The following is a 23,313-nucleotide window of genomic DNA, read 5'->3' on the forward strand; positions in this document are numbered from 1 at the left end:
TACGAGACTCGATAGACAAGTGTTCTTGGCGAATGCCTCTTTCTTAGAAAACTCCATGAATACCTACCAGAAGGTACAGGACATTCCTTCAATTTCATATAGTGGAGGAGAATAGGAGGGTGATGAATGCATGGACACAGAACCTTTAAAACAACTGGATATCTGGATTCATCCAAAAGATCTCATGGAATTAAAAAAGGACGTATGGAACGATGAACCCGTCGAGGCCATTCTGAAAACCGGCCAAACGAAGTCACATATTTATGCCTCATACCGAGGATCACACATCCGAAAGCTCAAGAAAAAATCCTATCAAATTGAATATCGAAAACCAAAGCTAAGACAAGGCGAATCCCTTTTTCACTTAAATGCAGAGTACAATGATCCTTCTTTCATTCGCAACAGGTTGTCTTTTTATTTCTTTGAACAAATGGGTGTGTTCAGCCCGTCCGCTTCTCATGTGTTTCTGACCATTAATGGAAGAAAAGAAGGCATTTATTTAAAAATAGAATCTGTAGATGAGCTGTTCCTCCAAAAACGACAGCTGCATGGAGGCGGCATTTATTATGCTGTAGATGATGACGCCAATTTCTCTCTTTTAAGTTCATTTGATAAAAAGCCAAAAAAACATCTTCTTCTCGGTTATGAGAAAAAAACGGGAACTTCTGAACACGACAAGCAGCTGAGTGAATTTATTTACTTTTTGAACACCGCAAGGGACGACACGTTTGCAAATAAGATTGAGCAGTATCTTGATGTAACACAATATTTCCGCTGGCTCATTGGTGTCGTGTGTACCCAAAATTTTGATGGCTTTGTTCATAACTATGCGCTTTATGTGAATGATCAAGGAAGGTTTCAAGTAATGCCTTGGGATTATGATGCGACTTGGGGTCGTGATATTCACGGAGAAGAAATGGCGTTTGATTATATTCCAGTCAGCGGTTTCAATACATTAACCGCTAGATTACTAGACATCCCTGCATTTAAAAGAGACTATTATGCCCTTTTCCAGCACGTACTAGATACACATTTTTTAGAAAAACGGCTTCTCCCCATCATTGAGACATGGCATGCTTCGATTGAGCAGCGAATTGGAGATGATCCATATACGAAAAACCGACAAGACATGCTGCGTTCAGAGCGAGAATTAATCCGACAGTATATCAACAAAAGACGACGTTATTTACAAACTGAGATTAAAAAAGAGACATCGCGCCTGTAAACACACTTTCGAATTTTGTCACTTTAGTTCTCATATTGACGAAAGAGCTTTTTTTATAGAAAAATAGGGTATACTAACCATATCCTTCTATTTGATAAAAAATGTGAGAGTTGGCGTCCGTTATGATCAATTATGAAATTGAACAAAAAAGATTACATTTGATTGAGACCGCAAAAAAATTCGGAATGAATGCCGAAGAAACCATCAGGTGCAGTCAAGAGCTTGACACACTCTTAAATAAAGGCATCAAAACCACCTCTAAAGAATGCTCGAATAAAGGGTAAACCATACACTTCATTCCTCTCATCAAAGTTCTTCAAAAAGACAATCACATATTAAAAGACCCATCATAAGCTATGGTGAAACGCCCAAAAACGAAGTGCCCTATTTTTCTAAAGGATGTGCACCGCTATGCCGGCTATTGTTGGAGCCTTTAAAGTAAATGCCGTCGGAACGAGCGGAGTCGTTCATGTTGGAGACTGCATCACCATTTCTCCAAATAGTCAGGTTAAAACGTTTGCCGGCGCAGGCAGTTTTAACACTGGTGATCAATTACGCATTAGCAACTATAAAAGTGTGACAAATACGTATGATAGTGATGTCATTGATCAACCGCTTGTTGGTAACTTGTAAGGAGTGAGAATCCATTGAACTTCTATATTAATCAAGCGATACAAATTAATTACTTACGTGTGGAGTCTGTGAGTAACTCATCCGTTCTGCAAATCGGCAGTGCCGGATCAATCAAGGCACTCTCCAATCTGTATAACACCGGAAGCTATGTAGAGTCAGCACCTGCCGCAGCAGGCACACAAGGAATTGAAGAGTCTCAAGGCGCAAGCACGGCACCTTTTGTACCGCTTCAGTCACCAACAACATAAGTTCATCTGCAATCCCCGGAGGTGTATGCATATGTATGACTATCAAAACAGCGCTTCACAAATGTATGGCATCATTCAAAAGCAAACACAGCAAATCATGATGCTTGAAAAAAGGCTTAACGAGCTTCAGCAGGAAATGCAAATGATCAAAGATAAACCGACAACAACGATTGAACGGATTGATTATCAATTTGATCAACTGAAAATCGAGCGGCTGGAAGGCACATTAAATATCGGCCTCAATCCATCTGATCCAAATAGTGTTCAAAATTTTGAAGTGGGCCAAACAACAACCCCGGGAATTGGAATGATGCAGCAAGAAATGGCTGATCAATTTTTCAATCAAACACGCCAGCTTGTCGATGCATTCTTAAATGAAGAAGCACCGCAGCTTCTTGAAGAACTAGAGCAGCGATACGAAGGCTCGCTTGATGAAAGCAACAAGCACCATATCATTGAGGACATTCGAAAACAAATAGACAGCAGAATCAAATATTATGCCGGGCAGCTGCCACAAAGGGAAGATATGACCCCGCTTCAACGTTCCGAGCAAATTGCTGAATACGTGAAACATGATGTCAAACGGGCAATCGAGCACTTTTTAGCCCATATTCCAAATGAAACGAAAGGAGAGGAAAACGGATGAATTTCACAGTCGTCAACCGCAACATCGAAACTGGAAGCATTAAAGTAGTTGGGGTATCGTCCTCCTCCCTATTTATTATCGGGGACACGGACCATGTACAACTGTCATCGATTTTCGATACACCGCCAGAATCATTAATTATTGGCCCGTTTGTTCCTCTAGCCCCTCGATAATGATTAAGCGCACATCTCAAGTGAAGTTCTCGAAGGTGAATTCTGTCGGGATTTCAAGTGTTGTTCAAATTGGTGATACACAGGAGCTCTGCCCGAACGTGAAGGTGCTAGCTGTCCAGCGAACGATTAGTTTATTTTATGGAAATGAAGCTGAAAACCTAGATGCAAAAGAATTTGAAGTGTATTATGAGCCGATCCCATTGATGCTGCCAGAACGAGCGGTTAGAACGGCCTTTTATCATGAAAAGCCTCTCATTAAAGTGTCGTCCATTCATGTAGAAGGGGTCTCTTCCTCCTCTATCTATCAAATTGGCTCTACGTGCGGAATAAATGCCGTTGCGCGAGTGAAGCATATTCGAGAGTTATTTAGCAACAATGACGAACATCCGCCAAACTCACAATTGGACCTACCTGCGCATATGATGGTGATATGACTTCGAATAAAGGATGTCGATTATGCCAGCAATTGTCGGACCCATTTACATTAACTCGATTTCTGGGGGCGTCGTAAACGTCGGTGACTCATTTTATCTTTCGCCTAAAAGTTCTTCAAAATCTGCTTTAGGCTCTGGAGCGGGGAATACCGGAGATTTCTTGATTTTAAATAATGGCATTAGCGCCACCAACTATGTGGATCCTGACTTAAATGATCAGAATATGGTAGGCAATGCATAAAGCGGCTCCTCTACACTCATTTCATTTAGAGGAGCGCTTTTTTATGCTTATTTCTTTCTGCGTTGTCTTGATTTCTTTGTCTTGACCAGCTTGCTTGCCGGCTGCTTTCGAATCCATTTGATGTACGGAACAAGCTTTTCATCTTGTCTTAGGGCATCCAGCGTATTCAAACGTGCGGCAAGCTCCTGGTTTGTATAAAGAGCATGTACCTGTTTATGGCAAGGGATACACAGGAAGGCAGTCGGTAGAAAGGCCCCTCCTTCTTCTCTTGGCGTTAAGTGATGTTCTGTAAGGACGACCTCTTGTCTTCCGCACAGCTCACATAATCCAATCGTTTGCTTTGCCATCCTGAGATCACCTCACTTTACATTAATTCCATCGAGACTGTTGTTCCTTTCCCGCTTGGATCTGCTGGGTGGACAATCAGTTTCTTTGGCAGTCTCATCTTTAATTCTTCCACATGGCTGATCACACCAACAGCTAAATTTTGAGATTGTAGCTTCTCTAATGCTGTAATCACCGTATCTAACAAGTCTTGATCGAGTGTACCAAATCCTTCATCTAAGAAGAAGAATTGCAGCGGGAACTCACCTCTCAGCTGAATTTGTGCAGACAGAGCAAGGGCAAGGGCTAAAGACGTCAGGAAAGTTTCTCCCCCAGACAAGCTGGATACCGGACGTCTGACACCTCCATTGGCATCATCCCGTATCACAAAACCGCCCTCTGAATCGACTTCAATGGCATACCTTTGTCTTGTCAAAATCCCAAGACGATGAGAAGCATCACGGCTGACACTTTCTAGCTGTTCTTCTGCTAGGAACTCAACAAATGTATTCCCTTTAAACACCGTTTGAAGCTTATCCAGCCGGTCAATTTCTTGCTGCAGTTCTTCAAGGTGTTCATGAATGCTTGCAAAGCGCTGATGGTTTGCTTCAATCACTCGCAGATGCTCCTGTGCAGATCCACTCAGCGCTGTCGCTTCTTCAAGCGCTTTTTCCGCCGCTTCTTTTTTTAGTTGAATGTCTGTCCACTCGTCTTCATCCAGCGACTCACCTTTTAACAGTTCAGAAATTCGCTTTAAGTTTGCTGCACATTGCTTTCTTTTATCCTCAAATTCTTCAATTTCCTGTTTGACTGTAAGACGTACAGATCGATCCATTAAAGCAGGTGCTATCTCCTGAGGATGAGCAAAAGGAGTAGATGCTGTTTCTTTTTGCCACGCTTTCTCAGCTTCTTGTTTTCGCCGCTTAGCCTCTTGGAGCTGACGTTCACTGCTTGAGAAATGGCTTTGCGCCTCACTAAATAATTGCTGTGCATGCTTAAATTGCTCGTACGATTGCTGTTCTTTTTCATTTAGATGAGCAATAGATTGTTGAACTTCGTCCAGTTCATCAGAAAGAGAAGCCGCTTTTAAAGGATATCGCTGTAAATCTGTTTCATATTGGTCGATCAGGTGTTGCTGGCTTCCCAGCTGATGCGCCAGCTTATCGAGTTCCTTCTCTAGATCGTATATAGCTGTTTGCAGATGCTCTTTTGCCTGCTGTTTTTCCTCTAGAAAAGAAATACTCTTCTCAATACGCTCTTGATAACCTTCCGCTTGTTGATCCTTTTCGTCAATTTGTTGCTGCATTTCCTGCACTTGGTTGATTGTCAGGTGAGGAAAGGTCTGTTCAAATTGCGTCAGTTGATCGGAAAGCTCAGATCGAAGCTCCTTGATCAACATGTCTAATTCCTGCATGCGCTGCTGTTCAAATGTCAGTTGATCTTTTACTTTGCTCATTTCTGCCGCTTGATCATAAGTGACGTCCATTAAACAAGCTCGTTTGCTTTCGATTGCTTGAATATCTTGTTTTACGCCTTTCCATTCTTGAATCAGCTGGTGCAAAGACTGCGGATTCTGTACTGCTTCTACTGCTGCAGCTACTTCCGAATCGGGGGCTTTTTGAGATAAAAAGGAGAACTGTTTAACTAATTGATTGGCATGCGTTTCAAGCAGCTGCTTTGCAGCAAACATGTCTCTAGCATATTCCTCTGCCAGCTTGAGCTCTTTATCTATTTTTACAATCCATTCATCAATTTGGGCAACCGTTTCTTCATGGTCATTGTCTATCACAGCCTTTGGATCATGATGAATCGATCCACAAACAGGACATGGTTCACCGTCTACTAGCTCTGCCGCTAATTCTTTTCTTAATTCTGCCGATCTGACAACATCACGCTGTTTTAATTTTTCTTGTTTTTTGTCCTGCTCTTTATGACTCCATTCTGTAAGACCTCGTTCAAATTCACATACATAAAAATACAATTGCTCTATCGCTTGAAACGATTGATTTATTTTTTCATGATGATCTTTTTGCTGTTTTTGAAGCTTTTCATACGATTGTGTCGCCTTTGCTGAACGCTGTCTTAGCTCTTCAATTTTTTGTTCTTCCTTTTGAATGCTCACATTCATTCTTTGAACATTTTCACTGAAACGAAGTGCGTCTTGTACAAGTTTCCGCTCTTTGACAGAGACTTGTAATTGTTCCAGCTCATGCTTCAACTGTGTTTGTTTCGCAAGCGCACGCTCTAATAAAGATTGCAGGTTTTCGGCTTCCGCTTTTTTTTGAGTCAATTGCTGCGCTTTTTCATTGTTTTGCTGCTCTAGTACGGTCTTTTCCTGAAGTGCTGTTTCTTTTTTTCGTTCAATTTCTTTTAATTGAAGAAGCTGCTCTTTCTTTTGAAGAAGCTCTGGCTCATTTTCCATTTTCTTTTGCCGCGTTTGCTCATACTCCTGCGTCATTTGATCATAGATCGTTCGTTGATGAAGTAAATGTTTTTCTGCTTCCTGCTTCTCTTTTGATGCTTGAGAGAGCTGCTTTTCAGCCTTTGTTAATGCATCCGCATAAGGCTTTAATGTCTCTGCCTGCTCTGCAATGTGAAGTTGATTCTTTTTCTCTTCCATTGTGGATGCCAGCAGATTGAGGTTGTGTTGTTCCTTCTCGTACGCTTCTTGTTCCTTTTGATACTGCCAGATGGCTTGTGCTTTTGTAAAAGCAGTGAACGCTTCGTCCCGCGTTTGTTTTTTCTCATGAAAAATGGCTTGCGCCTGCGCAGCTGCTTCTTTAGCTTTCGCTAATGCCTCTGGACCAGCTTCTCCTAATCCTGTCAGTTCAGCCAGCAGTTCGTTTTTCTGTCCATAGTGATTTTGAGCCTTTGCGCGTAAACGTTTGACGAGCTGATCACCATATTTCTCCAAATTAAACAAACGCTGCAGCATTTGGCGTCTGTCGGCTCCTTTCAATGAAAGGAATTCCGCAAACTTTCCTTGGGGTAAAACAACCGCTCTCGTAAAATCGTCAATGGTTAAACCAAGTAATTCTTCTATTTTACGATTGACCTCACTTGCTTTATCTGCAAGAACTGTCTGCGTATCACCAATTTCAATCAATCGGCATAACGTCGTTCTAACCTTCATTTCATCTGCCCGTTTAAAGGCACGTTCCACTTTATAAGAAATATGGTGTTCCCTTTGCAAAGCGAACGTAAAGGAGACAGACAGCTTTTCTTCAGCTTGGTTCAAAATACCATGCGTATTATTGAGTGCACGTTCGACCTTGCCATAGAGTGCGAGTGTCATGGCATCTAATATGGACGATTTTCCGCTTCCAGTCGGTCCAAAAATACCAAACACACCTGCATCACATAAGGAGCTAAAGTCAATGGTTTGCTCTTCTCTGAAGCTATGAAGTCCTTTAATGGTTAGCGTGATCGGCTTCAATTCGCTTCCTCCTCTTGCATGTCATTGGCAAGCTCTAAAAATAGCTTGACAGTTTTTTCATCAGGTAGACCTCCACCTGTCTGACGCTCATAAAATTTCACGAACCGCTCTTCAATCGAGAGTTTTTCCACTTGTTTTTGTTCTTCTTTTTGCTGTAACTCTTTAAACTTTGGTCTAATATGGACAAATCCACTATGCTGTTTTCTAAGCTGATGAATTTGTTCGATCGACAGCTGATCTGTTAAGTGAATCTCTAAATCAATCCAGGCTTGAAGATCCCGCTTTTCATCCAGCCAACTGTGTACTTGGCTCAGCCCTTCAGTCGCCTTCCACTTCATAAGTGGTTTACCGCTTGATAAAAACACTTCTTTCCAACTTGCTGTTTCATTCGGTTTTGCATCCACAATGGTGACTGATTTGGCGTAGCCTGCTTCAGAAAAGCTGTATGCAAGTGGAGATCCAGAATAGCGGGCAATCGTTTTGGCACGTTTAATGGTTTGGGGGCGATGCAAGTGCCCCAATGCGACATAACAAGCCGCCTCAGGCAGACTTTCGGCCGCAACGGTATATGCACCTCCCACTTCAATAGGCCTTTCCGAATCCGTTTGACTGCCACCTGCCACATAAATATGACTTGTTGCGATATTGACCGTATCCGCCTGAAATTGGCTGCTTAAATGTTGAAACATTTGTTGTATTTTTAAATTGTACTGATCACGAAGCAGTTTCTCTTCAAATGTTTCAGCCAGCACCTCGTTTAACCTTGCTTCAGACGGGTAAGCGAGTGCGGCAATAGATAGACGTTCACTTGCAGAAGAAACATCGACATGAATTAAATCATTTGTCGGATATCCAATTAAATGAATCCCCTGCTCATTCGTTAAAGGAGATGCGGCTGATAAACGGTCTGGGTTATCATGGTTGCCAGAGATCACAACCACCTGACGCTTTCCTTTATCAGATAATGCAGACAAACTTTCATAAAAAAGCTGTTCTGCGCGAGCAGGAGGGTTCACGGTATCAAAGGCATCGCCTGCCATCACAACGACATCAATGTGTTCATCCTTGACGATTTGATTTAATTCATCTAAAAACTCAGCTTGCTCCTCAAGCCGGCTTCGGCCTTCAAGGGTTTTCCCTAGATGCCAATCCGCTGTATGCAGAATCCTCATGTGATTCACCTCTCATTCATTCCACCTATAAAGAAATTTCTAGATTTCCATCAAAGAAATAAAGGATTTTCTCCTCTAATGTTCTGTTTGTTAAACGTTCTACCGCTGCTGTATATAACGATATTTGCGTTTCATAGCGTTTTTTTAACATCGCTTCAGCTTCCTCTAATCCACTTGAGAATCTGCCAGTCACTCGATCTGTTTTATAATCAAGTAAATAGAGCTTGCCATCTGCTTCAAATAAACAATCGATCATTCCTTGAATGAGCACAGGTTCACCTTCTGCATCAATATGGCTGTATACCTCTTTAACCGGTAAAACCATACTAAACGATACTTCTCGTTTCACCCAGTCCGCTTTCTGCAGTTTTTGACCAATAGCAGTAGAAAAGAAGGCCACAATTCCTTCTCGATTGATGGACTGGATTTGTTCATCTGTTAGTAAGTCTTTCTCTTTTAAAGAATGGAGCAGCTCTTCTACACGAGATTCATCATATGGTTCATTTGAAGGAAGAGGGATATGCTGCATGACTGTATGCATGGCCGTCCCTTGTTCTGCAGCTGTGAGTGTTTTTTTCTTCATAAAAGCCGGTCGTTCGTACAGTGTCGCACGAGCTTTTCGAACGGAAGAAGGCACACTGTATTCATCCTGTATTTCTTTCATTCTTTTGATCTCGGAAACTGACTGCTTTGTCCCTACTTGGGAGGCCGCTAAATATGGATAACGCCATGAAAGTCTTTCTTTTACTTCCTCCTCGTAATCGCCATATCCTTGAACAGGCACACCTTCCATTAATGCTTGTAGCACTTCGTCTTGTTTTTGTTTTTCAAGTGACATGTCTTCTTGTAGAAGATCGGACGCTTGATGAAAGGTGATAGAAAATGATGATGGATGCGAGAGAACGACTTTTCTCGATTCTTCTAAAAGAGAAGACATCGCTTGATGACGGATAAGGGCAGGGCCAATAAAATCTAAGTATGTTCTCGCTTGATAACGTTCAAAATCAGGGAGAAGCCAGTCGTCTCCGTTTGCGGCATTTTGCCACTTACTTAAAGCTTTCACTTGATTTTTGACAGAGCCGACTAAAAATAATTTTTCCTTCGCCCTTGTGAGCGCCACATATAGAACCCTCAGTTCTTCAGATAACAACTCTTTTCTCATCTTTTTTTTCATCGCGATCAGCGGTAATGTTGCATAACTAATTCTCAGCTCAGGATGAATATATTTGCTGCCAAAACCTAATTCTTTATCGAGCAAATAGGACTGGTTTAAATCCATCATGTTAAAGTTTCTGCCAAGTCCTGCAGTAAATACAACAGGGAATTCGAGTCCTTTACTGCTATGAATGGTCATCATGCGGACAACATCCTCTGTTTCACTGAACGTTTTTGCCGCTCCAAGATCATCTCCACGCTCTTGCATTCTTTCAATAAATCGAAGAAATCGAAACAGCCCTCTAAATGCAGCCTTTTCATACTGTTTCGCTCGATCATATAAAGCCCGAAGGTTTGCCTGTCTTTGCTTACCTCCTGGCATCCCGCCGACATAATCTAGATATTGTGTATCTCGGTACACTTCCCAAATCAGTTCTGCTACCGAATGCTGAATCGAAAAATCACGCCATTTGCGTAATTGAAGGAAGAATCGCTCCAGCTTTCTGCATGTCGGATGATCAGAATGTGTCACACTCATAAATGCCTTCACAGCGTCATAATAAGTGCCTTTTTTATCACTGGTTCTAATCAGTGCCATCTCATTTTCGTCTAAATGAACAAGAGGTGACCTTAAAACAGCAGCGAGCGGAATATCTTGATATGGATTATCAATCACTTTTAACAAAGAAAGAATGACAGATACCTCTGTCGCTTCAAAATAGCCTGAGGAAAGATTCGCATAAACAGGGATTCCCTGCTTCTTCAACTCTTCCATCATTTGCGGAGCCCACGGCATTGAGCGAAGCAAGATCACAATGTCTCGATACTGCAAGTTGCGGGTCAGCTGCTGTTTTGCATCGTACACTTGAAAAGGCTGTTCTACCAATTCTTTTATTTTCTTTGCAATCACTCTCGCCTCAAATTGTACCGTCTCTAGCTCTTCTCGTTCTTCATCGCTTTCTGTGTCGTGCTGATCTAAATGAACAAGAAGCATTTCTGTCGTCGTGTCTTCGCTTTGCGGATAACTCGCTCCAAGCTTTAATTCAGCTTGTTCGTCATATTCAATTTCTCCAACTGTTTCTCCCATCAGCTGTTTGAACAGAAAGTTGGTACTGTCTAAAACATCAGCCCGGCTACGGAAGTTTTTATTTAGATCAATTCTTTTACCTGTTTCTTTGCTATCTGCTTTAAATTGTTTATATTTATTTAAAAAGAGCATCGGCTCTGCAAGTCTAAAGCGATAAATGGACTGCTTCACATCACCAACCATAAAGCGATTGCCTTCTGCCGGTTGTTTTCCTTTAGACACAAGCTTTAGAATCGTTTCTTGGACAAGGTTTGTATCCTGGTATTCATCCACGAGAACTTCTTCAAATTGCTGTTGATAGTATTTAGCCGCTTCTGTTTCAATGAGATTTCCTTCTGCGTCCTGCTTCGCTAAAATGCGCAAACAATAATGTTCTAGATCCGAAAAGTCTACGATTGATTTTTCTTGTTTTGCTCTTTCGAAACGCTCTCCATATTGAATCACAAGCTCTACAAGTGTTTCTACAACTGGCTTCATTTCAGCCAAGCTTTTTAAATGCTGATCGGGACTGCGCATAAAATATTCATCTTTTAGCTTTTCTAATTGTTTTTTGGCTTGATTGCGTGCATCTGTTGCTTTTTCTAACAGAGCCGGGTCATAGTCATCCCCTTTGCAAGTCTTTAACCTTTTAAAATTGATATTTGGCAAAAGCTTATAAAGTGTCTCAAAATCATCTTGATGCCTTATTAATTCATTTACTTGCTCTAAATCATCTATGAAATTCTCTGCTCTCGGTGCTGGACCGCCCGGCTCTTTTGATAAAGTGAGCGCTTGTTCCAGCAGTTCCTGACAGCTTCTTAAAACGAGAGAAAGGTCCTCTTTGATATATGGATAAAAGGGTAATTCTTCTACCTTTGTCTGTGTATCCACATCATAAAGAGAAAGGAATGCCCGCATCCATTGTTCGGGCGCTGGATGTGACCTAGAAAACTCATAAATTCTTTTGACAAGCCATTGAAGATCTAAATCATGCCGATCAGATGTGTAACGATCAACGAGTTCAAAGAATGACGGCTTTCCAGCCTTATACTCATCCTCAAACAGTTCATCTAACACTTCATCTCCTAATAATTCTCCTTCTGTTTGATCAGCCAAACGAAAACCTGGATCAAGGTCAATCTCATAATAAAAGGTACGGAGAACTTGCAAACAAAAAGAGTGCAAGGTAGAAATATTGGCACGATTCATAAGTGACAGCTGTCTCCGCATATGAAGTGATCCAGGGTTTTTAGATAGTTCTTTTTCAAGTGCTTCAGTGATCCGGTGCTTCATTTCTGCTGCTGAAGCATTGGTAAAAGTCACTACGAGCAGCCTGTCCACATCAACTGGCTGCTCCGGCCGAGTCATTTTTCGAATCAGCCGTTCAACCAAGACCGCTGTTTTCCCTGACCCTGCCGCCGCAGCAACAAGAATATCTTGTCCTTCTGAAACGATGGCGTTCCATTGGTCATCTGTCCAAGTACTGTTATTCGGTTTTGGTATTTGCATACTGATCCCCTTCTTTTTTGATCCGGTCTAACATGACATCATCCTTCTCAGATGTGAGCACCCTAAATTCATTATCTTCTATTGATTCATCAAATTGGCAAATAGACTTAAAAGAGCAAAAGCGGCAAGGGGTCTGATCCTTTAATTTATATGGGTTTATCTCTACCTCACCGCTTGTAATTCTTTCTCCTGCCTCTTCAAAGGTTCGCCGAACGTGTTTAGTGAGAATGTGAAAATGATCTTCACTTAATACCGCAGAGTCAGATCGGAAAGAACCATCCTTTTTCAAACCAGCTTGGATGACTTGTGACCTTCCTGATTCGAGTGTTTGATCCATCAACTTCACTGCTTCCACATCTTCGAGCAATAGACCCTTCATTTTAAATTTCTTCAATATTTCCTGCTCAATTGCATCCTCTGCGAGCGGAATAGGCGCTTGAATCAGCGGGTCATGAATATGGAAGTATAAAATCCCTGCCGGTGTCGCTTCCATGCCAAGCCATTCTTTAGAATACGTAATGGTCAGGTCTAAATAAGTGAGCATTTGCAAGGCTAAACCGTAGTAAACTTCTGCTAGATCAAGCCCCTTCTCACTGGACTTATAGTCGACAATTCTTAAAAGAAGTCCTTTTGATCCTTCTGCTTTATCCACTCGGTCAATCCTTCCAACAAGCTCCATCGTGCAGCCGTTTTTTAATTGAAAAGTAAACGGCGGCAGAGGTCCTTGACCTCCAAAACCTAACTCAAGTCCAACCGGAGAGAATCCGCTCACTTTTGCATGTTCGCTTAATATAGAAGACACCCTGATGAGGATTTTTTGGAGCTTTTCTTTTATATAAGCATGCCGATTAGAGCTTAATAAAATTTCTTTTTGCAGACGTGGAGCCAGCTGTTCGATTGCATGCCTTGAGTAGGTCACACAATCTTCCTTCGTTAAGTTTTTCCAATCCTTTTTTTGTTCAACAAGCGTATCTGAAATCAGTTTTAAAGCCGAGTGAAAGAGCTGGCCGATATCAGGTGCTTCTAATTTGTAAAATTGTCGATCTTTTAGTTTTAGCCCGTGGGAAGCAAAATGAGAAAATGCACATGCATTGAATTTCTCCATTCTTGAAACACTGCCCTGAATATGGTCACCGTAAAGTTCTTTTGTGACATTCGGCTTTAAACGTTTCGCTCTATTTGTAAAGAACAAGCTGGACATGATTTTTTTTGATACGTCGCGGTTGGACGAGGTCATCAAATGATTATATACACTCCACCATACGCCGCTGATCGGATATTGATTGAGCCATTGTTGCAGCTGCGAAACGGTATAGGATAACGAGACATGCTCGTTTGTTACAAATTTTAATTGCTCCTGATCATTCAACTGCTCTGGATCTAACACATAGAGGGCTTGCTGATGGTTTGGCATCAGTTCCTCACAATACTTGATGAGGGTCGAAGGCAAAAGAGATCGCCCTTCCGTATCTGAAGCTGAATAGGATACATACAGGTAGTGCGATGGACTGGACAGCGCTTGATAAATCAAAAATTGTTCATCCAGCAGCCGTTCCTTCCCTGTCTCTGCCAGCTCTGCTCCTGCACGTTTTAACCATTCCCGGTCGTCCTCAGACAATACACTTTCATCAGAGGGCCGCGCAGGTATAACCCCATCATTTACTCCAATGAGAAACGTACACTTTACTTGATACATTCTGGATAAATCCATACTTCCGATAAAGACTTGGTCAAGTGAAGGGGGAATCAAAGCGAACTTGAGAGAGGACAGTCCTGTATCCATCATCTGTTGAAATAATGGAAATGAGAGCTCCTCCTCGCCCAGCATTTCAACAAATTCATCCATTAATTGAATGACAGCATCCCATACTTGCCCATGCTGCATCGCTTCAGCTAACCTGCCTGCTTCTTCTGCCTCAAGCCTTGCCTTTTCAAGCTTTTCTGGCACTTGGGCTTCTTCTAGAAAGACATACACTGCCTCCACCATGTCTCTTAGCTTTTGCGCTTTTTTCAATCTTTTTTGCAATTGAAAGAGAGGTGGAACAATCCATTCTTTTACATCATTCAGCATTTGCTCCATTTCTATTTCTTGATCGGTTTGTCCAAAATCTTCATCTAGTGATTGGAAGCGGCGATAATGAAATCGTGAACCATTCGTCCAGCGTTCACCTTTTACACCGTAAGCAATACAATAGTTTTCAAGCTGATCTGCCTGTTCTCTTACTTTGTTTTTGGCGAGTTCAAGCGGAAATAAGAACTCCGTTTTCACACAGCGAAACACCGCCTCATACCGCCAGTTCCCTTTTATGACATCGAGGCTCGAACGAATGAACTCAATGAGCGGATGATACTGCATCGATTCATTTCCATCAATAAAGAAAGGAATATCGTAATCTCGAAACACCTCTTTTAACGTATCTTTATAGTCGTCTACATGTCTTGCAACAATTGAGATGTCTCGTAACCTAAGACCTTCCCCTCTTACTAAATCAAGAATATCTCTCGCTACTCCCTCAATTTCAGCTCGTTTATTTGCACTTTTCGATACGGTAAGGTGAGGCGTTTCTTCTTGATACGGCTGCAAAGGTCTCTGTTCATATTGATTTTCTAAATAAGCTAGATCTTGGGTATGAAGATGCCGCTTATTTCTCTCCAAAATGTTCTCAGAAATAGCCGCTCCGCACTCTTTGGCCAGCTGATAAAGCTGGGAATATGTCTTACCTGTCATGCGAAATAAATCAAGTTCATTTGGCTGCGTGTCATGATAGGAACGATCCACTGTGAATGCAGCTGTTATTTTTTCTGCATGTAGCAAAAGCTGTTCAATGACAAGAAGCTGTTGGGGGGTAAACTGATAAAAACCATCTATATAAATGTGTGCCCCTCTCAATTCTTCTGATAAAGGAATTTGCTGAGCCAGAAGTGTCAAGTAATCCTCTGAATGCACATACTCATCTTGCAGATGCTGCTCCATCTGCTGATAAAGAACATGAAGATCATGCAATTTTTCCGCCGCACGTCTTTCTTCTGTATACTCTGAATGCATGCTGGATGCCGAGATTTTTTCAATATCCTCTGGCATCATACAGTACCTTTTGAATTCAGCCATCGTCTTTTCTATTTGCTCAACAAATCCCGGTTTATCACTCGCCTTTTTGAATACCTTAAACTTGTCTTTCTGTTCTTCTATTACTTTTCTTAAGAGCATTTGAATCCCTGTGCTTGTGACAAATTGACGGTTCGCACCGCCAGTCTGCTGTAATATAGACCAGGCAAGCCGAGTAAAACTAAAGACTTTGGCCCTGATCATTCCACCAGCTTCAGATGTTTTTGCAAGCTCATATTCCATTAAAAATGTCATTTGATCCGGGACTAAAAAAATGATTGGCGGACCCAGCGGATCAAGCCGAAGTTGTTCTTTGATTTCTTCTAGAATTGCAGTCGTTTTTCCACTCCCCGATCTGCCTGCTAAAAACTGAATCTCCACGTTCCACAACACCTTTCTTATGTACTCATATTCTAGCGAAAATAAAGGTAAATAGCTATTTTCCTATCACCTTCCCTTTCTCCTCCGATTGAAAAGAAAATAGGCACCTTTCCCGACTCTTTTCATATCATAAACCATCATGATCTAAAAGGAGGCTGGCAATATCATGTATTACGGTTATTATGACTACTCGCCATATGACATGCGCCAAAACACAAGGATCATTGCAGACCTTGAAAAGGCCATCAATGGCGAATATTCTGCGATCCAATGCTATGAAAAACTTGCACAAAAAGCAAAAAATCCTGAAGCGAAAAAAATCATTCAAGAAATACGTCAGGATGAAGTCAGACATTATCAGCTATTTACAAAGCTATACTATTCTTTGACTGGTAAAAACCACAAACCAAGCATAACAGAGCCTTGTCCAGACCAATTTAGGGAAGGTCTCTTATTTGCCTTTAAAGACGAACAAAAAACAGTCGATTTTTACTTAACGGTATCAGACTATGTCCGTGATCAAGGAACAAAGGAATTAATGAAGCGTATTGCTCAAGATGAACAGCAGCATGCTGTCTGGTTTCTATATCTTTTAACGCACCATGTTTCTTAGATAACCCTATTTTAATAGGAGATCGTATGTTCCGTCAAAAAATGAAATTGCTTTTTTGCTCATTCAATATGTGAAATAAAGGGCTGTCATCATCAAAACGCCTCTTCGCTTTTCCTTTTTTAATGATAAAACGACCTTTTGACCATAAAAAAACTCCTCTGCTACAAATCGCAGAAGGAGTTTTTTGTTATTTAATGAAATTTTGCTTCATTGCTTTGCTGCTGTTGTTTTAACAATCCATCAATCGATAGCATCTTGCTGCCACTAAGTGTCAAGTAAAGCGCCATGACCATTAAAGAAAGTTCAAATTCATAACCGCCCACAAATCCTCTTGAAAAACCAACTGTGATAATGGCTACAGCCATAATTGGCACAAATAAAGCTGCGAAAAGACGTGTGCCTAAACCTAGAATCAGGGCAATTCCACCAACCAGTTCAATTGTTTTGACAATATAGGCCATAAATTCAGGAACACCAATTTGACCAAAAAATGCAGCAGTGCCTCCTAGTCCACCTTGATATGCTTGAAGTCCATGTAAAAAGAAAATAATGCCTAAGATGACGCGTACAAAAAGTGTTCCTATTTCTTGATTTGTTTTCATATAGTGATTTCCTCCTATTTTTACACTACATCATGTAATGTTCATTCGTAAAAAAAATTAGTAATTTAAGTTGAGCATAATCATTAAGACCACCATGAGGATGGTTGATGTCACAATTGGGATAAGTGGTACATTGAAAGGTATGTTGTATGTTGGGTTTAAGATTTTTTGGATTCTTAAATTTAATGCTCGGTCTCCAAAGGACACGGCAAATTTCGTTTGTTTTTGAAACTGGGTTCTATTTTTAATGAGTTTCAAAAGGGCTTGCCCTACTCCAAGCTCAGTCCCTGTCTGCTGAATGGCATAGTCATCTGCAATGACCTCACGAAAAACGGAGTAACTTTGTCTCATATGCTTTAACACAGGAATGTACCAAATCACTTTTGTGAGCATAGAGAAAGTGAAAGTCTTTAAAGGGTCGTAGCTGTATTTGTGATGTAATTCGTGATAGACAACCGCATCGATTTCTCCTTCATCCAGCATGTCTATAAGCGCTGTTGAGAGATACACTTTTGGCCGAAGCATCCCCATTGCGAAAGCAAGCGGTTCATGGCAATGAAACACAATGATCTCATTTCTATACTTGTCTGATAGACTTTGCGTTGAATGTTGATCGACTGCCATCATCATATTTCTTTTGAAATGAAGATACTTTCTGATCTGCTTTGTCATATAGAAAACGGCAAAACCAAGCGTATACAAGACGAACGCATCCAGAAAATACTTTAAAGGAGTGAATCCATAAAATTCGAGAACAGATTGACATACATGGATCAGGTTATATGCTTGATTCCAGCCAAAAAAGCTTGAGAGTACATAATAGCCCATCTGGTAAAAGATCACTAAGCCAATCAATATACCGCCTAAAAACAGCAGACTCGACTTCATTTTAATCATGTCGTTTCTCCTCTTTTTTGGATGCAAGCCTTGCTTCGAGTACCTTCAGTAATTCAGGATCAGCACTTTCAATTGCGTCCACCATATGATTGACTGCAAGGGGGCCGAAATCATCCATCAGTCCTTGAGTAATCCATTTCGTTTGCTCATTTAGAAATTCTTCTTTTGTTAAAACAGGGTTATAGATAGATGAACGCCCTTTTGTTTTCTTTTCCACAATTCCTTTTTCGGTTAATCGATTGAGTACCGTCATGACCGTGTTGAAATTAATTGGCTTCTCATCTGACAGCTTCTGCTGTACCTCTTTAATCGGCATATCCTCACCTTGATAAAGGATCTCCATAATCCTTCCTTCTAAAGGACCGAAAAAGCGGTTCAATCCCTTTTCGTTATATTTAAAAGAAGGAATTTTCATGTCATCACCTCACACTATGTAGTGTAGTGTAATTGAAAATGATAGTCAACTGATAACAAAAATAGGGGAAAATCGTTGTATATTGTATTTGTTTTTGGCAAAAATTATATGTCATTTATATCAAAAACAATCTTTTTTCTAACAGAGTTAACCATAAGATAATCTTATGAAAATACTAAAAAAATTCGTATTTTATTTATAGAGACTTTTGTATTATAGTGAAGATAACAACATTTCACTTACTGAACAAATATACAGGAAGAAGGTTTATATGTGATGAAGCAAGGAAACAGCCTTCGAACCGATCTCATTTTGATTGCGGTAAGCGGTTTAGGTGGATTCCTTTTGTCTCTAACAGGGATGTCTATCGGCTGGATGATTGGCACATTAATGACAGCTGCATTTATTGCCCTGCGCCGTCCCGCCCTGTTTCAGCGTAAAGGAAAGAATACCTTACGTATTCACAGCAGATGGCTACTCCTTGGTCAATTCATTCTCGGAATCGAACTAGGACAAAAAATGAACATGAAAGTCCTTCACATTTTCGCTGAAAATTGGCTTCCCGTGAGTTTCATGCTCGTTTTTTCTATTTTATTAGCCATGCTCTCCGGGTTTGTCTTATGGAAGCTGAGTAAAACAGATATGCTGACCAGCTTTGTTGGCACTGCCCCCGGCGGTCTTTCCGCTATGCCGGGCATCGCCCAAGAGGTTGGAGCAAATACAGCTGTAGTGAGTCTCGTACAAACGATACGTGTGTTAATGGTCGTACTGACCATTCCATTTACGGTATTTTATTTAAATACAAAAAGCCAATCAGATGCGGTAGTCGCCCAAGGCAGCGCCTTCTCATCAGGCGTTTTCACAATATCAAACATTTCTTGGACTGCTGCACTCATTTTAGGGGCATGGCTGATGTCACGCCTAGCCGTGCGTCTTCACTTTCCTGCCCCTTGGCTCATCGGCAGTATGTTAGGTGTAGCAGCTCTCCAAGTAGGGGCAGGCGCCTTGACAGGTCATGATTTGATTCCTTACTGGCCAGCCCAAGCGAACATTGCGTCACAGGTATTTCTAGGGGCAACCATCGGGTCAAAAATGAATAAACAAATGTTTGTCGGGCTAAAAAATACCTTGATTGTGGCCGTCGTCAGCTCAGCCGGATTGATTGCCGCGACCGTTCTCAGTTCAATTGCCATTGCAGAAATAACAGGTATTTCTGTCATTACGGCCATTCTTGCTTTTTCGCCTGGCGGTATTGCAGAAATGGCAACAACAGCTGTTACACTTCATGAGGATTCCACCTTTGTTGTGGCTGTACAAGTCGTTAGAATTATTTTGGTCATCGCCATGCTACCACCGTTTTTTCGTTTCTTACATCATGTCTGGGCAAAAAGACAGACTGATTATAAAACCGCTAAATAAAAAGAGCCGCTTTGCATAAGCAGAGCGGCTTTCAGATTGTCTGACAACGGGCTAAAATGATGTTGATTTTAGCCCGTTGTCTTCTTTTCAGCGTGATAGAAAACCTTTGAAGTCTAGGAAGGTCGAGCACCAGAGCGGAGCGAATTTGACATTCGTGAGCACTGGAGCGCAGACATGACAACGAATGCGAGGGTTTGTCTACACGCTGAGCCGCTTTGCATAAGCAGAGCGGCTCTTTTTTATTCATCATGATTCCTTTTTACACCGACTACTTGATCCTTTGAGATCGTTCCAAAATGCCGGCTGTCAAAGCTATGTATTCGATTATCTCCGATCACGAAGTAATGATTGTTTTGTATGTTCTGACGACCGGTGATGGCTTTCAGCTGAAAATCACCTGTTAGGACGTTGCCCATTTTATGTTTTTTCTGCTCTTTTAAATACGGCTCTTTCCATTTTACACCATCAACAAACAGTTGATCATCTTCATATTTAATTGTTTCTCCTGGAAGTCCAATGACCCGTTTGATCAAGATTTGATTTTTAGGGCCATGAAATAACACATAGTCAAACCGGCTAATTTTCGTGAGTTTTGGCGAGAACTTGTTAATTAATAATTCTGTTCCATCTGTAAATGTCGGGTCCATACTAACCCCTTCTACTTTGTACGTGACAAACATGAAATTCTTTACTTGGAACAACAAGACGATGCATGTAATAATCATGAACCATAGCAATGGCTTCTTTTTCATTAAGAGCCTCCTTTGTCCTCACGCTGACTCATCCGAATATTCAACCTATTTTCTACTCTCTTTCCAACATACCATAATAAAGCAATGACTAGAACCGCAAAAACACTTCTTAACGGATTCTTTACTAAAGCAGAAATGTCATAGCCGATAAAACTAATAATAAAGAGCATGACACACTTCCCTGATAAAGCAGCTAATGAGAACTGCCAGACGCTGATTCTTGATAGACCTGCTACGACATTAACGGCAGCAGAAGGTGTGAAAGGAAAGCAGAGTAAAATAAACAACGGACCAAATCCCCGCTTTTCAACCCAAAGCATTAGCTTTTGAATAGAAGGGTGTCTGCTAATAAAGTTCAACATCCTCATCTGTCCAAATTTTCTGATCAGTAAAAAGACAAGGATAGAACCTGCACTTGCACCAATCCAGGTCAATAAAAAGCCTTCCCATAGCCCAAAAGCATTTGCATTGGCCACCGCAAATGCCACGAGAGGTAAAAACGGTAGAAATGCTTCTATTAAAGGGAGTAATATAGCCACAATGGGTCCAAAAGCCTTGTAGCTTTCAAAAAATGATGTGATATTTTCATGAGTAAATATAGCAAGAAATGATGGCAACTTGTTTGACTCCTTCAAGGTTTGTCTATCTTTCATTTTACATGGAAAACATAAAAATATACAAATGAATCCCTCTCAGCCCCCCTTGAGATTTTTCAACTCATCCGATATAATAAATAAGAACAAGTGTTCTATATATAAAGAAAGCAGGCATGGACATGACGAGATTATCAAACGTACAACTTCAGATGATGGAACAAGCCATCTTTCTTCCAATGGTCATCTCCATCCTCAATCGTGATTTGACGCACCTTAAAAAACATCAAACATTCAAACTAAATGAACCATATATTCAGCTAGTCACCTCTTCATTAAAAGAAGCACAAAAAGCCCTTTATCAACTGAAACAACAGTTACGTAAAGAAAAAATGAACGTACAACAAATTGAACACGATGAAGGATTTACGACATATTTATTTCTGATAAATGGCTATGAAGAAAAGCATAAATATTTTAATCCCCGTATACGTCATCGTGTAGAGGAAATGCTCACCCATTATTTTCTCCATTCAGGAAAATAATATGGTTATATTTTACATTTACAGAAGGAACTCTTTAGTTTTTGGCGAATTGATTGTTATACCAAAAATTAGGAGGTTCCAACTCATGTTCAAAAAAATAACAGCACTTACCTTAGCAGCAGGATTACTTGTGCCAAGTACCGTTTCGGCATTAGAACCACTGCAAACAGGAAAACAAGCCCCAGCAGCATCTGCACAAATAACAAGTGTAGCCTATACAACGGTTTCTATCGTTGGAAAACGAGTGAAGTTTGAAGTGAAAGCACTCGAAAATCCTTTTAACATGAATTACTATAATCGAATTGCTTGGACGAGTACGGACGAAGAGCCAAGTGTATTCAATGACAATATTCTATCGGTCATTATCGCTAAAAAAACCGGACAGGCTTATCAAGTCTTTTCATACGAAGCGCTCACTTCGGTAAAGGACAAGATTGAATCAGGTCAAAAGGTGTATGGCTGGGCGCTTGCTTTAAATGGTGTGTGGTACCCAACGATGCCTGCAACCCTCTATTATTAAAAAAAGCCTGCCACAGTGGCAGGCTCTTTCTCCATTATGATAATTCGAGCTGTTTTCTCAGCTCTTGTCTCACTTCTTCTAATCCTGGTCCATCTAACTCAAAGTAATACACATTCCCAGGCTGGTAATCGTGCCCTTTTAACTGGATGGTATCCACTGATTTTAATGAACTCAGTAAAGGGAATAGACCGATCAACTGTTTCATGGATAAATTGGTGGAGACGTTATCCCCAAGTGTATCAATGATGTTGTCATAAGACGGTATGGAAGAAATGGATTTGGATTTTTCAAAGATGGCTTGAAGTGCTTCCATTTGGCGCTTTCCGCGCATGAGATCACTATCTGCCTTTCTCGTTCTCACAAACGCTAATGCTTCTTCACCACTGAGCGTATGCGTGCCTGTTTCCACATGAACTTTTCCTTTTGAATCCTTTTCCATTTGTTTTGCAATGCCTTCATCTTCAATCGTTACGTCAATTCCATTTAGCTCATCGACAATGTCTTGAAACGCCTTAAAGTTTCCTGCAATCACATAGTCTACCGGGATGTTTAACAAATTCTCTACCGTTTTGACTGATAAATCTGCACTCCCAAACGCATGGGCGTGAGCAATTTTATCATATCCTCTCCCCGGTATATCAACATAAGAATCACGAGGAATACTTAGGAGCTTAATCGTTTTGTCTGTTCGATTCACCGTCGCCAGTAAGACCGCATCACTTCTTGCTTCGTCTACCGTTTCACCTGGACGGCTGTCAATCCCTAAGAGCAGCACCGAAAAGCTATCTTTTCCTGGATCAAAAGCTTTCACACGCTTTTGCGAGGTCTCTCCTCTTTCTAAAGATACTTGCGCTTTATTCGACGCTTTTGAAATTTTATAGTATGCGTATCCTGTGACAGATACTGCCATGATCATGACAAATGCCATGATAAACAGCACGACTTTCACCCAAGGTCTTAGCCTTCTTTTTGATCTTGTTTTCTCCTTCATCCTTTCCGAACCCTCACTCTATCTTAGTCTCACAATGTAGGTTCCACTATAACATATTTTGATGAAAGTTTCCTGCATGCAACATATTTTTATGTATCCACAATAAAAAAGCTGCTCAAAATGAGCAGCTTCAGATTGCTGACAAAGGGCTAAAATGAACTTGATTTTAGCCCTTTGTCTTCTTTTCAGCGTGATAGAAAACCTTTGCAGTCTAGGA

The 23,313-nt window shown here is 41.0% G+C and carries 23 protein-coding genes; 12 read left to right on the forward strand and 11 right to left on the reverse strand.

Annotated features, from left to right (window positions below):
• Positions 1-130: 130 nt before the first annotated feature.
• From ACTJJQ_RS02010 to ACTJJQ_RS02045, 8 genes are all read left to right on the forward strand, one after another.
• Entirely contained in the window at positions 131-1,225 is a 1,095-nt protein-coding gene (locus ACTJJQ_RS02010) for a CotH kinase family protein (RefSeq protein ID WP_440599905.1), read from the forward strand.
• Positions 1,226-1,347: 122 nt separating this feature from the next.
• Entirely contained in the window at positions 1,348-1,509 is a 162-nt protein-coding gene (locus ACTJJQ_RS02015; RefSeq protein ID WP_008348605.1) for an aspartyl-phosphate phosphatase Spo0E family protein, read from the forward strand.
• Positions 1,510-1,636: 127 nt separating this feature from the next.
• On the forward strand, positions 1,637-1,858 hold the full coding sequence (locus ACTJJQ_RS02020) for a spore germination protein (RefSeq protein ID WP_003211745.1): 222 nt from the start codon (positions 1,637-1,639) through the stop codon (positions 1,856-1,858).
• Positions 1,859-1,872: 14 nt separating this feature from the next.
• Entirely contained in the window at positions 1,873-2,106 is a 234-nt protein-coding gene (locus ACTJJQ_RS02025; protein WP_035392485.1) for a spore germination protein GerPB, read from the forward strand.
• Between the two features lie 31 nt (positions 2,107-2,137).
• Positions 2,138-2,752 (forward strand): spore germination protein GerPC, encoded by a 615-nt coding sequence (locus ACTJJQ_RS02030; RefSeq protein ID WP_008348607.1) that lies wholly within the window; start codon positions 2,138-2,140, stop codon positions 2,750-2,752.
• Positions 2,749-2,925, forward strand: a complete 177-nt coding sequence (locus tag ACTJJQ_RS02035) for a germination protein GerPD (protein ID WP_003210893.1) — start codon at positions 2,749-2,751, stop codon at positions 2,923-2,925. Before ACTJJQ_RS02030 ends, ACTJJQ_RS02035 begins: the two co-directional genes overlap by 4 nt.
• On the forward strand, positions 2,925-3,359 hold the full coding sequence (locus ACTJJQ_RS02040) for a spore germination protein GerPE (RefSeq protein WP_024720023.1): 435 nt from the start codon (positions 2,925-2,927) through the stop codon (positions 3,357-3,359). The genes ACTJJQ_RS02035 and ACTJJQ_RS02040 overlap by 1 nt, the downstream gene beginning before the upstream one ends.
• Positions 3,360-3,381: 22 nt before the next feature.
• Positions 3,382-3,600, forward strand: coding sequence for a spore germination protein (locus ACTJJQ_RS02045; RefSeq protein ID WP_003211468.1), 219 nt, complete (start codon positions 3,382-3,384; stop codon positions 3,598-3,600).
• Positions 3,601-3,647: 47 nt separating this feature from the next.
• Here the strand turns inward: ACTJJQ_RS02045 and ACTJJQ_RS02050 are convergent, their stop codons facing one another.
• Genes ACTJJQ_RS02050 through addB form a run of 5 tightly spaced genes read right to left on the reverse strand, consistent with a single transcriptional unit; the run spans position 3,648 to position 15,749 of the window.
• Complete coding sequence (locus ACTJJQ_RS02050; RefSeq protein WP_017360217.1) at positions 3,648-3,947, reverse strand: hypothetical protein; 300 nt, start codon at positions 3,945-3,947, stop codon at positions 3,648-3,650.
• 17 nt (positions 3,948-3,964) lie between these two features.
• Positions 3,965-7,360 carry an exonuclease subunit SbcC gene (gene sbcC, locus ACTJJQ_RS02055; RefSeq protein WP_440599906.1) on the reverse strand — a complete coding sequence of 1,132 codons (3,396 nt, stop codon included), beginning with the start codon at positions 7,358-7,360 and terminating at the stop codon, positions 3,965-3,967.
• Positions 7,357-8,532, reverse strand: coding sequence for an exonuclease subunit SbcD (gene sbcD / locus ACTJJQ_RS02060; protein ID WP_144678940.1), 1,176 nt, complete (start codon positions 8,530-8,532; stop codon positions 7,357-7,359). Before sbcD ends, sbcC begins: the two co-directional genes overlap by 4 nt.
• Positions 8,533-8,557: 25 nt before the next feature.
• Complete coding sequence (gene addA, locus ACTJJQ_RS02065) at positions 8,558-12,262, reverse strand: helicase-exonuclease AddAB subunit AddA (protein ID WP_440599907.1); 3,705 nt, start codon at positions 12,260-12,262, stop codon at positions 8,558-8,560.
• The gene (gene addB, locus ACTJJQ_RS02070; protein WP_440599908.1) at positions 12,240-15,749 is read right to left on the reverse strand and encodes a helicase-exonuclease AddAB subunit AddB; all 3,510 of its coding nucleotides are present in this window, start codon (positions 15,747-15,749) and stop codon (positions 12,240-12,242) included. The genes addA and addB overlap by 23 nt, the downstream gene beginning before the upstream one ends.
• Before the next feature lie 166 nt (positions 15,750-15,915).
• On the opposite strand from addB, the gene ACTJJQ_RS02075 reads away from it, so the two are divergent.
• Positions 15,916-16,362, forward strand: coding sequence for a ferritin-like domain-containing protein (locus tag ACTJJQ_RS02075; protein ID WP_007499129.1), 447 nt, complete (start codon positions 15,916-15,918; stop codon positions 16,360-16,362).
• 191 nt (positions 16,363-16,553) lie between these two features.
• On the opposite strand, the gene ACTJJQ_RS02080 is transcribed toward ACTJJQ_RS02075, so the two are convergent.
• Genes ACTJJQ_RS02080 through ACTJJQ_RS02090 form a run of 3 tightly spaced genes read right to left on the reverse strand, consistent with a single transcriptional unit; the run spans position 16,554 to position 18,276 of the window.
• On the reverse strand, positions 16,554-16,964 hold the full coding sequence (locus tag ACTJJQ_RS02080; protein WP_073415055.1) for a DoxX family protein: 411 nt from the start codon (positions 16,962-16,964) through the stop codon (positions 16,554-16,556).
• A 57-nt stretch (positions 16,965-17,021) separates the two neighbouring features.
• On the reverse strand, positions 17,022-17,861 hold the full coding sequence (locus ACTJJQ_RS02085) for a M56 family metallopeptidase (RefSeq protein ID WP_281201349.1): 840 nt from the start codon (positions 17,859-17,861) through the stop codon (positions 17,022-17,024).
• Complete coding sequence (locus tag ACTJJQ_RS02090) at positions 17,854-18,276, reverse strand: BlaI/MecI/CopY family transcriptional regulator (protein WP_007499135.1); 423 nt, start codon at positions 18,274-18,276, stop codon at positions 17,854-17,856. Before ACTJJQ_RS02090 ends, ACTJJQ_RS02085 begins: the two co-directional genes overlap by 8 nt.
• 276 nt (positions 18,277-18,552) lie before the next feature.
• Between ACTJJQ_RS02090 and ACTJJQ_RS02095 the strand changes: the two genes are divergently transcribed.
• Entirely contained in the window at positions 18,553-19,695 is a 1,143-nt protein-coding gene (locus ACTJJQ_RS02095; RefSeq protein WP_019743342.1) for an AbrB family transcriptional regulator, read from the forward strand.
• A 239-nt stretch (positions 19,696-19,934) separates the two neighbouring features.
• Here ACTJJQ_RS02095 and lepB read toward each other — a convergent pair whose 3' ends face one another.
• Both lepB and ACTJJQ_RS02105 read right to left on the reverse strand, forming a co-directional pair.
• Entirely contained in the window at positions 19,935-20,447 is a 513-nt protein-coding gene (gene lepB / locus ACTJJQ_RS02100; protein WP_007499139.1) for a signal peptidase I, read from the reverse strand.
• Entirely contained in the window at positions 20,447-21,064 is a 618-nt protein-coding gene (locus ACTJJQ_RS02105; protein ID WP_017360223.1) for a TVP38/TMEM64 family protein, read from the reverse strand. The genes lepB and ACTJJQ_RS02105 overlap by 1 nt, the downstream gene beginning before the upstream one ends.
• A gap of 158 nt (positions 21,065-21,222) precedes the next feature.
• Between ACTJJQ_RS02105 and ACTJJQ_RS02110 the strand changes: the two genes are divergently transcribed.
• Both ACTJJQ_RS02110 and ACTJJQ_RS02115 read left to right on the forward strand, forming a co-directional pair.
• A complete protein-coding gene (locus tag ACTJJQ_RS02110) occupies positions 21,223-21,585 on the forward strand; it encodes a hypothetical protein (RefSeq protein WP_440599909.1) in 363 nt (120 codons plus the stop codon).
• Between the two features lie 85 nt (positions 21,586-21,670).
• Positions 21,671-22,105 carry an enoyl-CoA hydratase gene (locus tag ACTJJQ_RS02115; protein ID WP_159145573.1) on the forward strand — a complete coding sequence of 145 codons (435 nt, stop codon included), beginning with the start codon at positions 21,671-21,673 and terminating at the stop codon, positions 22,103-22,105.
• 34 nt (positions 22,106-22,139) lie between these two features.
• On the opposite strand, the gene ACTJJQ_RS02120 is transcribed toward ACTJJQ_RS02115, so the two are convergent.
• Positions 22,140-23,096 carry an LCP family protein gene (locus ACTJJQ_RS02120; protein ID WP_007499147.1) on the reverse strand — a complete coding sequence of 319 codons (957 nt, stop codon included), beginning with the start codon at positions 23,094-23,096 and terminating at the stop codon, positions 22,140-22,142.
• Between the last annotated feature and the right edge of the window lie 217 nt (positions 23,097-23,313).

This window comes from Bacillus sp. 22483 (assembly GCF_052044605.1).
Lineage (GTDB): Bacteria > Bacillota > Bacilli > Bacillales > Bacillaceae > Bacillus > Bacillus altitudinis.